The sequence below is a fragment of the Vibrio sp. ES.051 genome, assembly GCF_002563795.1.
GTDB lineage: Bacteria > Pseudomonadota > Gammaproteobacteria > Enterobacterales > Vibrionaceae > Vibrio.
This window is the reverse complement of sequence record NZ_PDJL01000004.1, coordinates 1,134,052-1,149,226: the sequence shown is the minus strand read 5'-3', so window position 1 is coordinate 1,149,226 and position 15,175 is coordinate 1,134,052. Positions and strand designations below refer to the sequence as shown.

Annotated in this window: 13 protein-coding genes; 9 read left to right on the top strand and 4 right to left on the bottom strand. The window is 44.5% G+C overall.

Annotated features, from left to right (window positions below; all coding sequences use genetic code 11):
* Positions 1-135: 135 nt before the first annotated feature.
* The 7 genes from ATG66_RS11730 to purT all read left to right on the top strand — a co-directional run bounded on the left by ATG66_RS11730 (position 136) and on the right by purT (position 7,651).
* Positions 136-828, top strand: coding sequence for an NAD(P)H-binding protein (locus tag ATG66_RS11730; protein ID WP_098415471.1), 693 nt, complete (start codon positions 136-138; stop codon positions 826-828).
* 189 nt (positions 829-1,017) lie between these two features.
* Positions 1,018-2,391 (top strand): L-cystine transporter, encoded by a 1,374-nt coding sequence (locus ATG66_RS11725; protein WP_098415470.1) that lies wholly within the window; start codon positions 1,018-1,020, stop codon positions 2,389-2,391.
* A 156-nt stretch (positions 2,392-2,547) separates the two neighbouring features.
* The gene (gene sbcB, locus ATG66_RS11720; RefSeq protein WP_098415469.1) at positions 2,548-3,969 is read left to right on the top strand and encodes an exodeoxyribonuclease I; all 1,422 of its coding nucleotides are present in this window, start codon (positions 2,548-2,550) and stop codon (positions 3,967-3,969) included.
* Positions 3,970-4,024: 55 nt separating this feature from the next.
* Positions 4,025-4,399 (top strand): CidA/LrgA family protein, encoded by a 375-nt coding sequence (locus ATG66_RS11715; RefSeq protein WP_098415468.1) that lies wholly within the window; start codon positions 4,025-4,027, stop codon positions 4,397-4,399.
* Between the two features lies 1 nt (position 4,400).
* Positions 4,401-5,078 carry a CidB/LrgB family autolysis modulator gene (locus tag ATG66_RS11710; protein WP_098415467.1) on the top strand — a complete coding sequence of 226 codons (678 nt, stop codon included), beginning with the start codon at positions 4,401-4,403 and terminating at the stop codon, positions 5,076-5,078.
* 359 nt (positions 5,079-5,437) lie between these two features.
* Complete coding sequence (gene cdd, locus ATG66_RS11705) at positions 5,438-6,325, top strand: cytidine deaminase (RefSeq protein ID WP_098415466.1); 888 nt, start codon at positions 5,438-5,440, stop codon at positions 6,323-6,325.
* A gap of 150 nt (positions 6,326-6,475) precedes the next feature.
* Entirely contained in the window at positions 6,476-7,651 is a 1,176-nt protein-coding gene (gene purT / locus ATG66_RS11700) for a formate-dependent phosphoribosylglycinamide formyltransferase (RefSeq protein ID WP_098415465.1), read from the top strand.
* 73 nt (positions 7,652-7,724) lie between these two features.
* Here the strand turns inward: purT and ATG66_RS11695 are convergent, their stop codons facing one another.
* Positions 7,725-8,375 (bottom strand): thiopurine S-methyltransferase, encoded by a 651-nt coding sequence (locus tag ATG66_RS11695; protein WP_098415464.1) that lies wholly within the window; start codon positions 8,373-8,375, stop codon positions 7,725-7,727.
* 317 nt (positions 8,376-8,692) lie between these two features.
* Here ATG66_RS11695 and ATG66_RS11690 point away from each other — a divergent pair, with 317 nt between their 5' ends.
* Positions 8,693-9,472 (top strand): phosphoribosylglycinamide formyltransferase, encoded by a 780-nt coding sequence (locus ATG66_RS11690; RefSeq protein WP_098415463.1) that lies wholly within the window; start codon positions 8,693-8,695, stop codon positions 9,470-9,472.
* Between the two features lie 194 nt (positions 9,473-9,666).
* On the opposite strand, the gene ihfA is transcribed toward ATG66_RS11690, so the two are convergent.
* On the bottom strand, positions 9,667-9,963 hold the full coding sequence (gene ihfA / locus ATG66_RS11685; protein ID WP_005377899.1) for an integration host factor subunit alpha: 297 nt from the start codon (positions 9,961-9,963) through the stop codon (positions 9,667-9,669).
* Positions 9,964-10,494: 531 nt separating this feature from the next.
* Here ihfA and ATG66_RS11680 point away from each other — a divergent pair.
* Positions 10,495-11,373 (top strand): AEC family transporter, encoded by an 879-nt coding sequence (locus ATG66_RS11680; protein ID WP_098415904.1) that lies wholly within the window; start codon positions 10,495-10,497, stop codon positions 11,371-11,373.
* A 217-nt stretch (positions 11,374-11,590) separates the two neighbouring features.
* Here the strand turns inward: ATG66_RS11680 and pheT are convergent, their stop codons facing one another.
* Entirely contained in the window at positions 11,591-14,011 is a 2,421-nt protein-coding gene (pheT, locus tag ATG66_RS11675) for a phenylalanine--tRNA ligase subunit beta (RefSeq protein ID WP_098415462.1), read from the bottom strand.
* A gap of 18 nt (positions 14,012-14,029) precedes the next feature.
* Positions 14,030-15,013, bottom strand: coding sequence for a phenylalanine--tRNA ligase subunit alpha (gene pheS, locus ATG66_RS11670; RefSeq protein WP_098415461.1), 984 nt, complete (start codon positions 15,011-15,013; stop codon positions 14,030-14,032).
* Positions 15,014-15,175: the final 162 nt, after the last annotated feature.

Below are 15,175 nucleotides of genomic sequence, written 5' to 3'. Positions count from 1 at the left end.
GCAGTGCTAATCAACCTTCTCTTTGAGAAGCGCCGTTATTCTTGCAGAAGCACTCAACTTGAGCGCATTTGAGTATATGTAACCCTATGAAATCAGATACAATAGCTGGGTACGTGTTCCAGATAGGAGAATGGCATGGATAACCACAACACCTGCGTGATTGTTGCTGGCGCAACTGGCTTAGTAGGTTCAAAAGTAGTCGCTAACCTTATTACTCAATCAGGTGTTGGTCCTTTATATTGCCTTTCTCGGCGCCCTATCAACAATGTCCCCGATCCTGCAAACAAAATCGTCCCTATCATTGACGCCGATCTATCTATCCATCAATGGGATGAACAGCAATCACCCCCTCAAATCGGATTTATTTGCTTAGGAACAACACTGAAGCAAGCGGGCAATAAAGAAAATCTACGTAAAGTGGATGTAGATTTAGTGTGTAAAGTGGCGCAGCAAATGAAAACAATCGGCGTAAAACGCTTAGCTGTGGTATCAAGTCTGGGCGCAAACAGCCAATCCCCTTCCCATTATCTCGCTTGTAAAGGACAAACGGAGCAAAGAATCGAAGCGATGGGCTTCGAGGAAGTGGTCTTTGCTCGACCGGGACCGCTTGTTGGGCAACGTGAAACCCCTCGTACCGATGAGAAGCTAGTGCAAGGTATTTTTAAAGTCATTCGCCCACTCATGCTCGGTAAGTTGTCCAACTTTTTACCGATTGATGCAGAAGATGTCGCCAAAGCGATGATTTATCAAATTTTCAGTTATCAAGAAGATTCGGTGGTTTATTTGCAAAGGCAGGAGATACTCAACTTATTGCAAACCTACGAATAGCCATGAGTATAATCTGCATGCTAAGTACTATTTACTCATAATTCATCACTGCTGTTTATATGCATTTTTGATCTAACTAATACCTGTTTGTCATTTTCAAAGTTATATCCAGAGCGTTATCTTACGCGCCAATCAATAACTCCAAAGAACAAACAGTCGGTCTTTTCGGCGGACTAATAAGGTCAGATTATGAATTTTGCAGTGATAGCCTCTCTCGCAGTTTTTGTTGGCGTATTATTCTTTCTTTTTAACCAACAACAAAAACAACACTCTCTTTCTCGCCTCGTGTTAATCGGCCTTGTTACGGGGTCACTTTTTGGTCTCGCCTTACAATTGCTTCACGGTGAAGGTAGCGACACCATTTCTCAAACGCTTGAGTGGGTTGGCATCGTTGGCAGTGGCTACGTGGGTCTGTTGAAGATGGTTATCATGCCACTGGTGTTGGTGTCGATGATCTCTGCCGTGGTTAAACTAGAAAAAGGCGGCTCGCTGGGTAAGATTTCTGGCCTGACAATCTCGGTTCTATTGATCACGACGGCGATTGCTGCGCTCATTGGTATTTTAGTTACCACAACATTTGGCTTGTCAGCCGAAGGCCTAACCGAAGGGACTCGTGAAACAGCTCGAATCGCTGTGCTGGAAAGCCGTGCAGGTACCGTTAGCGACCTGACCATTCCTCAAATGTTAATCAGCTTTATTCCAACAAACCCATTTGCGGATTTAACTGGCGCTCGTTCTACGTCGATTATTGCCGTGGTTATTTTCGGTGTGCTAACGGGTATTGCCGCTCGCAAAGTCATGATGGAGAAAACAGAGTTGGAATCACCGATTCGTACTTTTGTTGAAGCAGCTCAGTCTATCGTGATGCGTTTGGTGAAGATGATCATGGCTTTAACGCCATATGGTATTGCCGCACTAATGGCTAAGGTTGTAGCAACTTCAAGCGCGGGTGATATCCTTAACTTGCTTGGCTTTATTGTTGCGTCTTATGTTGCGATTGCATTGATGTTTGTCGTCCATGGTTTGCTTGTCTCTTTTGTTGGTGTCAGCCCTACGGAATTTTTTAAGAAGATTTGGCCAGTATTGACCTTCGCTTTTACATCACGAAGCTCGGCGGCAACTATCCCACTCAATGTGGAAGCACAGATCACCAAGCTCAACGTACCACCAGCGATTGCCAATCTATCGGCATCATTTGGCGCCACTATCGGTCAAAATGGCTGTGCAGGTATCTATCCGGCTATGCTTGCGGTAATGGTCGCGCCGAGTATGGGCATAAACCCATTAGACTTACACTTTATCCTTTCCTTGATTGGCATGATTACTATCAGCTCATTCGGTATTGCTGGTGTTGGTGGTGGTGCAACCTTTGCTGCATTGATTGTTCTTCCTGCGATGGGTTTGCCGGTGACTATTGCAGCGCTGCTTATCTCTATCGAACCATTGATTGATATGGCTCGTACCGCACTTAACGTATCAGGCTCAATGACGGCTGGCACGATTGCTAGCCGAGTACTGAAGTCAAGAGAAAGTGCAACAACACTAGAAGAGACCAAAGCATAAAGCTTGAACAAGTTTTCTACGCCGTAGTATGCATAATATCAAGCCGATGGCTCGTCATCGACTTGATATTTTCACAATTTCACCTTGCATCTTTCGTTGCTAGTCAAAGCGTTGAATGGTCTAATACTGTTATCGGTTCCGTAAACGGTAAGCAGAATGCACCAAGATAATCAGCCAACTTTTTTCTTCTTTGACTACGAGACTTGGGGAACTAATCCCGCAAAAGACCGCCCAAGCCAGTTTGCTGGCGTTCGCACAGATGAAAACTTTAACATCATCGGTGAGCCGTTAGTCATGTACTGCCAGCCACCCGCTGATTATCTCCCATCCCCAGAAGCTGCGCTTATTACCGGTATTACTCCGCAAAAAACAATTCAGGAAGGCCTTCCTGAACCTGAGTTTATCGCTAAAATTCACGCTGAACTTGCTAAACCCAAAACAACCAGTTTAGGTTATAACAGCATTCGCTTTGATGACGAGGTTACTCGTTATACTTGTTATCGCAACTTCATTGATCCCTACGCTTGGAGTTGGCAAAACGGCAACTCACGCTGGGATTTACTCGATGTGTTACGAGCGTGCCATGCCCTTCGTCCAGAAGGCGTTGAATGGCCAGAAAATGAAGACGGTTTTACCAGCTTTAAATTAGAGCACTTGTCTGTCGCCAACGGTATCGAACACAGTAATGCGCACGATGCAATGGCAGACGTTATCGCAACTATCGAAATGGCGAAAAAAGTAAAAGCGGCTCAACCAAAGCTATTTGATTACTTCTTTTCTATGCGTCAGAAACGTAAGTTAAACGAGTTAGTCGATATCGTTAATATGACGCCACTGATGCACGTATCAGGCATGCTGGGTCGCGAATGCCAATACACCAGTTGGATTGTACCTGTCGCGTGGCACCCGACAAATAATAACGCCGTTATTACGATTGACTTAGCCAAAAATCCGCAACCAATTCTTGAGCTATCTGCCGAAGAGTTACACGAAAGGCTCTACACTAAACGTGAGGATCTGGGAGAGTTATTGCCTGTTCCAGTCAAATTGGTTCACCTGAACAAATGCCCTATTCTTGCGCCAGCAAAAACACTGACGTCTGAAAACGCAGGAAAGATTGGTATCGATCGTCAGCGATGCTTAGCCAACCTGTCGCTACTTCGTCAGCATCCTGAAATTCGAGAAAAACTGATTAACCTGTTTTCTATCGAACGTAAGTTTGAAAAGAGTGATGACGTTGATACTCAACTTTATAATGGGTTCTTTTCTCCTGCTGATCGCACCGCAATGGATATCATTCGTGAAACAGACCCGAATAACCTAGCCGCGCTGGATATTGAATTCGACGATAAGCGCATAAAACCATTATTGTTCCGCTACCGTGCTCGTAACTTCCCTGGAACGCTAGATGATCAAGAACAAAGGCGTTGGGCTTTGCACTGCCGAGAAGTATTTGAAAATCAAATCGAAGAATACATGCTGAATTTAGAGAACTTAGTTCACGAACATGAAAGTGACGAAAAGAAGCTTGCGATATTAAAATCCGTATACCGTTATGTTGAGAACCTCGCTTCCTAATTTATCCTGATACAAGCGCACCTTCTGGTGTGCTTGTCGTTTATATGCTGCCGAAATGATTAAAGACCGATTCTTACAACTTATCCAACTGCTTATCTCCTTCTTCCTCATTATGGGAGCTCTTGGCATCGGTATTACCATTCAAAAATTCACTGGCGTTTCCGTACCAGCAAGTGTCATCGGTATGCTTATATTGTTTTTCTCCATGACGCTGGGGGTTGTCAAAGTCGATTGGGTAAAACCTGGGGCTACGCTGTTCATCCGCTATATGATCCTGTTGTTCGTTCCGATTAGCGTCGGCCTGATGCAGCACTTCGATATACTACTTGCCAACGCACTGCCGATTATTGCTAGCGCTGTTGGAGGCTCACTCATTGTATTGGTCAGTCTCGCTTGGCTGCTGGACTACTTGCTAAAGGAGAAGCACTGATATGTGGTTAGTTGTTACCATTGCGGTTTTTCTTGTCGCGCGCCAAATCGCAATCAAAGTGAATAATCCTCTAGCAAATCCTTTGTTGATCAGTATTGCAGTGCTCATTCCTTTGCTTACTTACTTAAATGTGCCGTTTGAAACGTATTATGCGGATAACGAAGGGATCAGTTTTTTACTTCAACCAGCCGTAGTTGCTCTGGCTTACCCGCTATATGAACAGCTCCCACAAATTAAAGCGAACTGGCGCATCATCACATTTGCTTGCATGGTAGGCAGCGTGATGTCGATGATGACGACAACGTTAATAGCCGTTGCTTTTAAAGCAGATATCAGTTTAATCGCAAGCTTGCTGGGGAAATCTGTGACCACACCGATTGCGATGGAAATCTCTAGCCACCTAGGAGGCGAAGCCGCAGTGGCTGCAATCTTAGTGCTTATTGTTGGTCTCCTGGGGGCGATTTTAGCATACCCAATTTATAACCTGATTGGCATTAAACACCCTATTGCACGAGGTTTAACGATGGGTACCGTATCTCACGCGTTGGGCACAGCCACTTGCGCAGAGAAACAACCAGTTGATGCTGCGTTTTCATCGTTAGCATTAGTTTTATGTGGCATCATCACTTCTCTTTTAGCTCCAAGTTTTTTTGCCTTAGCAGTCTGGTTTTATCAGTAGATTAAACGCTCTTGGCCTGTCCTCCTCTATCAGGCCCCCCTCCTTACCTCTTTAACGTTAATCAACACCACCTTCCTGCGCACGACCAAATAGCGATTCTCTAAGCACTTTAGAAATAGACCTAAATCAAGCATAACCGTGGTCATAGCACATTGCTGCTACTTAGAATATGAATATACGCTAATATACTTGATAGTGAGACTGAGTTAACGCTTCACGAGAGTGCAATCGAACACATGTGTGAGCTCACTCAAACTGTGTAACAGAAAATTCAATTACACTCACCAGTGTGATTTGTAGCACAGAATATTTCTCTCTTTTACATAGAATAACTGTCCATGCAATAACAAGGATTCAACATGAAAAGTCGCATTGAACAGGCGCTAGCGAGCGCTCCAGAAGCACTTTCCAAACAACTGGCTCCTATCATTCAAGCGGATGATTTTGATGCTACGCTTTCAGAGCAACAGTTTGAACAGTTGCTTTCAGCTACTGGCTTATCAGATAAAGAGCTTCGTGTTGCTCTGCTTCCTTTTGCCGCTGCGTTTTCCTACGCTACAATTTCCGAATTCTATGTAGGCGCAATCGTTCGTAGTCTGTCGGGTCGTCTTTACTTTGGCGCAAATATGGAGTTTCTCGGCGTTCAACTCGGACAAACGGTTCATGCTGAGCAATGTGCTATTAGCCATGCTTGGATGAAAGGTGAACGTGGTATTAAAGACATCACGATTAACTACAGCCCTTGTGGTCACTGTCGCCAGTTCATGAACGAACTGACGACTTCAGCAGAGCTTAAAATTCAACTTCCTGAGCGTGAAGAAAAATCTCTGCATAACTATCTTCCAGAAGCGTTCGGTCCTGGTGATCTCGGCATAAACTTGCGTCTTATGGATGGTAATAAACACAACTTTACCTACGATGAAGAGGATGCTCTTGTTCAAAAAGCAGTAGATGCAATGAATATGAGTCACTCACCATACACTAACAATATGAGTGGTATTTCTCTTGAAATGGTAAGTGGTCGTGTTTTCCAAGGAGCTTATGCGGAGAATGCTGCGTTCAACCCTAGCCTGCCACCACTGCAGGTAGCTCTAATCCAAATTCTGATGGCGAGCGATACCTTCGATAATATTAAGTCGGCCGCTTTAGCAGAAAGCGCTAAGGGGAAAATCAGTCACTTAGCGGACACACAATCAACACTAGAAACAATCAATCCTGATATTCCTTTAAGCTTTGCAAACGTGTAACCCCTGTCTCTCCTAGCTGCGCCCAATAACCCTGCATATTTTGCAGGGTATTATTATCAAAACCACCACGCAAACGTTTGCTTCGTTAAAAAAAATCAGTATGATCCTCTGCAATTTCTATCTCATCACTTTATTTTGTAAGGGAACACTATGTTTGGTACTGCAACCAGCGCAAATGCTACTCGTGTATTGCTTCTGGGTTCTGGCGAACTTGGTAAAGAAGTCGCGATTGAATGCCAGAGACTTGGATTGGAGGTTATTGCTTGCGACCGTTATGCCGATGCTCCAGCAATGCAAGTCGCTCACCGAAGTTATGTGATTGATATGTTAGACGGTCAAGCCTTAGAAAAAATTATTGATCAAGAACAACCCACTTATGTTGTACCAGAGATCGAAGCTATCGCTACTGATAAATTGGTTGAACTTGAAGAAAAAGGTTTGAACGTGGTGCCAACGGCAAAAGCAACTCAGCTCACGATGAACCGCGAAGGTATCCGTCGTTTAGCCGCAGAAACGCTTAACTTGGCGACCTCCCCTTACCAATTTGCTGATAACTACGATGATTTCAAAAGCGCAGTCGAACACGTCGGTATCCCATGTGTGGTTAAGCCTGTCATGAGTTCATCAGGTAAGGGCCAAAGTGTTATTAAGACCGAAGACGGCATTCAAAAAGCGTGGGAACACACACAAGAAGGCGGACGCACAGGTTATGGGCGTGTCATTATTGAAGGCTTTATCGATTTTGATTACGAAATCACTTTATTGACCGTCAGAGCTGTTGATGGTGTTCATTTCTGTGCTCCAATTGGCCATCGTCAGGAAGATGGTGACTACCGCGAATCATGGCAACCGCAAGCCATGTCAGAAAACGCAGTAAAAGCAGCAGAACACACGGCAGAGAAAGTGGTAAACGCACTCGGTGGCTACGGCCTCTTTGGTGTAGAGTTGTTTGTTAAAGGCGATAAAGTCATTTTCAATGAGGTCTCTCCTCGCCCACACGATACAGGCATGGTCACGATGATTTCTCAAGAAATGTCAGAGTTTGCTCTCCACGTACGTGCATTTACCGGAATGCCGATTAATAAAATTGTGCAATATGGTCCATCAGCGTCCGCCGTAATACTTGGTCAAGGGACTTCAACAAACATTCGCTTTAACAATCTAACCAAAGCCTTAGCTCAACCTCAAACGCAAATTCGTCTATTCGGTAAGCCTGAGATTGATGGTCGCCGCCGCTTAGGTGTTGTTCTTACTCGACGTAAAACGACCGAAGAAGCCGTTCAAGATGCTATTGAGAGTGCGTCAAAAGTGAATGTCACTTATTAAACGCGCTCCATTCCTACAAAAAACAGCGCAGCTTTAATTGCTGCGCTGTTTCGCTTTACAAACCGAGGAAATCCTATTCGCTCTCGATTAAGTACACCTCTTCAGAGAAGCGACTTAAGCCTTTTTTGGCGATTTTAGGATGGTTTTCATCAGCTTCATCTACGTTCAAACAGGTAACTTTGTAACCTGAAAATAACTGCTCAATCTCTTCGACTGGCACACTAAATGGAGGCCCCGCCATCTCTTCTTGAGGATAGTTGAGTGTAACAAGCAAAATACGACCGCCTGGATTCAAAAGTTGCTTGAGGCGCTCTACATACTCTCCTCGCATGTCTTGTGGTAAAGCCACCAACGCGGCTCTGTCATAAATGATATCGGCTTGAGATACTGGCGCCGTAAAAAAGTCACCGGTATAAATCGAGAGCTCATCAAACTGATACAGCTCGTGCATACCATTAAGCGGAGTCACCATTGGCGTATAAAGGTGCTCAGCAAAAAAAGATCGAACAGCAATATGGCTTAGCTCGACACCTTCAACTGAATCGTGCTTCATTGCTAACCAAATCAAATCTTCTGATTTACCGCATAATGGAACCAATACTTTATCTTCACGCTTTGGATTAGTGTGCGGCCAATAGGCAGGTAGTAGTGGGTTTACATCTTCCAAGTGAAATCCGATTTGATTACTGGCCCATTTGTTGTGCCAAAACTCTTGGTCTCTCATTTTATTTTCTACTTATCGGCTAATTTTCATTTTGTGGCGTAAGACTAACGATTTTCTCAAATTTGTCTATGTCGTTCATCTTTAGTTAATAGAGCGATGATAGGATGTCACCATTCCTTAGTAGAGGGTGTCTTTACCCTAAACAACAGAATAAAGAAAAGAGAAATGGTGATCTAATGCACGATTCCACTTTAAGGTTAAAGTTAAACCTTGGGATCTTTCACAAAGGCCCCATTAATGAGTTAGAACCTAATTTGCCAATCTTAGCGACCTTTATGTTCCCTATTTTCTAAGTGAATGCAAGTTAAGGAGAGTGAATGAGCTTATTTCTACGTACTACTGCATTGATGCTTTTGGTACTCAGCCGTGCGCCGGCGTTCGCCGCACTTCCTATTACCCCCCCACCGAGTGACGAACAAAATCGTTCAGCTAATCAAGACGAAGTTTGCGCGAAACTCTTTAAACACAGCCTCAGCGGTTTATATGGCATTCAAAATATCGACTCAACACCAACACAGCCATACTCTGATTTCGACATCCTCTACAGTAAAGCACACCAAGCACAATTCGAACTTGAAACTATTTGTAAAAGTACGGCACTTCTTAATGATGCTCAGCCGTACTTTGCGGGTGTGAAATCCAAACAACGTGCAGAAGCAAAAATAGCCCTAGAACTGGATGGAAAAGTGGAGCGTATTACCGATCTTGCTCGTGCAACCATTGTTGCGGAAGATGTGGCTAGTTTGGTCTCAATTTATGAAACCTTAGAGCGAGAAACAACCATAGTAAAAGTTAAAAATCGCTTTAAAAAACCGAGTCCTTCTGGTTATCGCGATTTAAATTTGTTGGTTCGCCTGCCTAAAACTAATTTGGTTGCAGAAGTTCAATTGCACTTAAAAGCAATAGCTAATGTGAAAAATGGTCCTGAGCATGACCTTTACGAGAAAGTTCAGAAACTTGAACGTCAAGCCATGATAGAGAAACGTGAACTCAGCGAATTAGAACTCGCTTCAATTAGAAACATGCGTACCCAATCTAAGAACTTATATCAACAAGCGTGGCAACCTTACTTAACCACTCACTTAGAGGCGGCATAATCGCTATTTAGCAATATTGCTTGATAGGCTAAGGCGTGGAAAATAACTGACCCTCCTAGCTTGTAAAGTATTTAGACGCATCCCAAAATAACTTCAAGAAACAGAAAAACCACCGCGTTGCGATGGTTTTTCTTTGTATAAGACACGTGTTTACGCCAAAAAGACCATGCTTTCGCGTGATCTATTTGTTCGGCTTACTGTACTTTCTTCAGGTTCTCTACACGCGCTTTTAACTTCTGCCCTGGGCGAAACGTCACTACACGTCGAGCAGTAATTGGAATATCTTCACCGGTTTTCGGGTTACGACCAGGTCGTTCATTCTTGTCACGAAGGTCAAAGTTACCAAAACCTGACAGTTTTACCTGTTCGCCACTTTCCAGTGCCTTACGAATCTCTTCAAAAAACACTTCCACCGTTTCCTTGGCGTCCCGTTTACTAAATCCTAATTTATCAAACAGGTTTTCTGCCAGTTCGGCTTTTGTGAGCGCCATAAAACTTTCCTCAAAGCTATTTTAAACAATGCTACTTAGTGTAGCGCCAGAGCAGTTTTACCCTACCAATTCAACAACATATCGGGGTTACATCGGTAAGTGTATGACAAGCTTATGATTTTCGCCAATTTTTTTATTGGCAAACAATGGAATAGCATTATGAAAATTATTGTTAAACACCAAGGTTTTAATATTTTTGTTTCTACTTCATCTTACAAAAGAAACCAACCCAGTTAAAACAACTAATAACTGAATTTATATCAACATTAATCACTATTTAACAAAAATGTCAGTGATGGATTGTTTTACCAGCACTTGATACAAAACTTATCGTAATTTCAGTAATTTGTATGTAACTCGACACGTAATGCATGGACTTAAAGGTATGACTATCTAACGGTACAAATGTGCTTATAAAGCTTGATTTAACCCACGCTTCTCACTGGCCAGCGGTGACGCAATATACAAAGGTTGCTAATGTGCTCATTAGGGCTTCTCGAACTCATATCCTTACCTCTAATTAAGACGACCATGATTAATCAGATCATAAATATTCTTTTCCCTGTTTTTGCTCTCGTCGGAGTCGGCTATCTGGTAGGTCGTTACATCAAGCCTGACTTTCGTCCAATTAACCGCATTAATATTGAAGTTTTCACACCTGCGCTGGTGTTTTCTTCGCTCGCTAGCATGCCGTTAAACTCGAATCAGGGACCACTCCTTTTGGCAGCAATTGTCGCGGTTTTGGTTCCTGCTCTGATCATGATCCCTGTATGTCGGTTGACGTCACTCTCGTTTAAAACCTGGGCGCCGCCACATATGTTTCGCAATAGTGGAAACCTAGCCATTCCCTTATTTACCTATACGTTTGGAGAAGTTGCGCTCTCATCAGCAGTGTTGTTATTTGTCGTCTCGGCGTGTCTGCATATCAGCTTAGGCGTGATGCTGCTTAGTCATGGGAACCCTTTTAAGCAGATAATCAAAATGCCGATCTTTTTAGCAGCTTCGTTGGCTCTGTGTCTGAACGTGTCGGCTGTGGGAGCATGGACGCCCTTATACGAAGCGACTGCTCTACTTGGCCAAGCGGCAGTACCCGTGATGCTTTTATCTCTAGGGGCGCAAATGTGTCATTTAAGAGTGGACGGTTTAAAGGTTGGTGTATTGTGCACCGTGCAGTCACTTGCAACTGGGGCGGTTGCGTTTGCACTTATTTATTGGTTAATACCCCTTCCAACGATGCAATTGCAGATGATGGTACTCTTCACAATGCTTCCACCAGCCGTCATGAATTACCTATTTGCTGAAAGACTGAATATAGAACCGATGAAAGTGGCATCAATGGTACTATTTGGTAACTTTTTCAGTATTCTTACGCTGCCGCTTTTACTGAGCTACACCCTCTCACTCAGCTAATTATTAATAAACTGGCGTTAGCGTGTATTGGCAGAAAAAACGACAGATCCGACTCTCGATTGAGGCGCTACCCTTAATTTGGTCCAGCTTTTTGAGGTTATCAGAGGTAACGTAAGCGGCATAGCACGTGAGCAACGATAAGGTAATCCTCAACATAAAAAACCCTACCAATTTGGCAGGGTTTTTAGTTTCTTAAAAGAGGTAGTTCGCCTAACGCTTAGTCACGCAGAGCTGCACCAAACTTCTCAGAAACGTGAGCAACGATAGCATCTACCGCGCCAGCGATATCAGCATCTTCAAGCGTACGCTCAACTGACTGTAGAGTCAGAGCGATTGCTAGGCTCTTCTTGCCTTCTTCAACGCCTTTACCTACGTATACGTCGAATAACTTCGCATCTTTCAGGAACTCACCGCCTTGTTCTAGACAAGCATTAACGATGTCGCCAGATGCTACCGCTTCATCCACAACTACCGCGATATCACGACGGTTTGATGGGAATTTAGAAAGCTGAACCGCTTCTGGAATCACTTTACTGTTGATTGCAGACCATTCGATTTCGAATACGATAGTCCGACCGTTTAGACCGAACTTACGCTCAAGCTCAGGGTGAACGGTACCGATCACGCCCACTTCTTTGCCATCTACGATGATTGCCGCAGATTGACCTGGATGAAGTGCTGGGTTAGCTTTTTTGCTTTCAGGTGACAGTGCTGCGAAAGAGTACGCTTTTTCGTTCGCAGATAGCTCTAGAATCGCTTCTAGATCGCCCTTAAGGTCGAAGAAATCAACGGTGTTAGTTTCGATATCCCAGTGCTCTTCACCGCGAGTCCCTGCGATAACACCTGCTAGCATAGGCTCTTGGCGCATGCCGTTTTCTGCAGATTCACATGGGATGAAACGTAGGCCGTATTCGAATAGACGAACGCGTGGCTGTTGACGTTTCTGGTTGTGAACAACCGTGTTCAGCAGACCTTGGATAAGACCAAGACGCATTGCTGACATGTCTGCAGAAATTGGGTTTGGAAGCACTAATGGTTCAACACCAGGTACAACTAGCTTTTGTTGCTCTGGCTCAACGAAGCTATATGTGATTGCTTCATGGTAACCACGGTCAACAAGAAGATCACGAACGCGTTTCAGTGGAAGGTCCGCTTCAACGTGGTTGTGCATCTTAAGTGCTGCTGCTGGGTGTTGGTTAGGGATGTTGTCGTAACCGTAGATACGGCCAACTTCTTCAATCAAGTCTTGCTCGATAGCGATATCGAAACGCCATGTTGGTGCAACTGCATTCCAACCTGACTCACCGTTTTCAAGAACAGAAGCTTCAACAGTTAAACCTAGGCGCTCTAGGATTTCTACTACGTCTGCATCCGTGATGTGGTGACCTAGTAGGTTGTCTAGTTTAGTGCGACGTAGAGCAACTTTGTTTGGCTTAGGTAGGTCTGCTTCAGACTCAACAGCAACAACAGGTGCTACTTCACCGCCACAAATTTCAACAAGAAGCTGAGTGGCACGCTCCATTGCGCTCACTTGTAGTGCGTAATCCACACCACGCTCGAAACGCATTGAAGAATCAGTGTGAAGACCGTAACTACGCGCGCGACCACGGATGTGGTCAGGTGCAAAGAATGCACACTCTAGTAGAACGTTTTTAGTCTCAGTTGTTACACCAGACTCTTCACCACCAAAGATACCTGCGATTGCCAGTGCTTTGTTGTGGTCAGCAACAACCAATGTATCAGCGTTTAGTTCTGCTTCGCTGCCGTCAAGAAGTGTTAGCTTCTCACCTTGCTCAGCCATACGAACGACGATACCACCTTCGACCTTCGCTAGATCGAATGCGTGCATTGGTTGACCTTGCTCTAGAAGAACGTAGTTAGTGATGTCTACTACTGGGTCGATAGAGCGAATACCACAACGACGCAGTTTCTCTTGCATCCATAGTGGCGTTTCAGCTTGAACGTTTACGTTCTTAACCACACGACCTAGGTAACGTGGGCACGCAGCAGGTGCTTTCACTTCAATCGACACTTTATCGTCGATTGAAGGGGCAACTGCTTCTACTGATGGCTCAGTCACGTCAGCACGGTTTAGTACGCCAACTTCACGAGCTAGGCCACGGATGCTGAAACAGTCAGCACGGTTTGCTGTTAGATCTACGTCTACCGTTACGTCATCTAGACCTAGGAATTCACGGAAATCTGTACCGATTACTGCGTCTTCTACTAGTTCCATGATGCCGTCTGACTCAACATCGATGCCTAGTTCAGTGAATGAACAAAGCATGCCGTGAGATGGTTGGCCACGTAGTTTCGCTTTTTTGATTTTGAAATCGCCTGGAAGAACAGCACCAACTGTTGCTACTGCTACTTTCAGACCTTGGCGACAGTTAGGTGCGCCACAAACGATGTCTAGAAGCTCTTCCTCACCCACGTCAACTTTAGCTACGCGCAGTTTGTCTGCGTCTGGGTGTTGACCACATTCAACAACGTGACCCACTTTAACGCCAGTGAAAGACCCCGCAACAGGAAGAACGTCGTCTACCTCTAGGCCGGCCATTGTAATTTGATGAGTAAGTTCGTCAGTAGTAACCGCTGGGTTTACCCACTCACGAAGCCATGATTCGCTGAATTTCATGTTGATGAACCCTCTGGATTACTTGAACTGTTTTAGGAAACGAAGATCGTTTTCGAAGAACGCACGTAGGTCGTTCACGCCGTAACGAAGCATCGTTAGACGTTCAACACCCATACCGAATGCGAAACCAGAGTATTTTTCAGGATCGATGCCCACGCTACGTAGTACGTTCGGGTGAACCATACCGCAGCCTAGTACTTCTAGCCATTTACCGTTTTTGCCTTTCACGTCTACTTCTGCTGAAGGTTCAGTGAATGGGAAGTAAGATGGACGGAAACGTACTTCTACTTCTTCTTCGAAGAAGTTACATAGGAAATCGTGCAGGATGCCTTTCAACTGTGCAAAGTTTACGTTCTCATCAACCAACATACCTTCCACTTGATGGAACATTGGCGTGTGAGTTTGGTCGTAGTCGTTACGGTATACACGGCCCGGTGCGATGAAACGGAATGGTGGTTTGCCATTTTCCATCGTACGGATCTGTACTCCAGACGTATGAGTACGAAGCATCAAATCTGGATTGAAGAAGAAGGTATCGTGATCAGTACGAGCAGGGTGATCAGCAGCAATATTTAGCGCATCAAAGTTGTGGAATGCATCTTCAATCTCTGGGCCAGCTTCGGTGTTAAAACCAAGTTCACCAAAGAACTTCTCAATACGCTCTACAGTACGAGTTACTGGGTGTAAACCACCGTTCTCAATACGACGACCTGGTAGAGTAACATCGATTGTTTCTGCTGCGAGTTTCGCTTCCAGCTCTGCACGCTGTAGTGCATCTTTACGAGCTGCGATAGCTTGCTGAACTGCGCCTTTCGCTTTGTTGATCTCTTGACCCGCTTCGCGGCGTTCTTCTGGTGGTAGTTTACCTAGGCTTTGCAGTTGAGCAGTTAGCTCACCTTTTTTACCCAAATACTGAACACGCACTTCATCAAGTGCGACTAGCGATTCGGCAGCGTCAATGGCGCTGCTTGCGCTAGCAATGATCTCTTCTAGATGTTGCATCGTTTCCTCATCTACCTGCAGGTAGTGTCCATAAAGGAGTGATTGGTTTTTTGATAGCTGTACATAGTAGCCAAACCAGACACCAATGCCAAATTGAATTATGAAAAGAAAAGGTTATTGAGTAAAAAGAACACAAAAAGTATAAAGGCCGCGTCTCTTGGA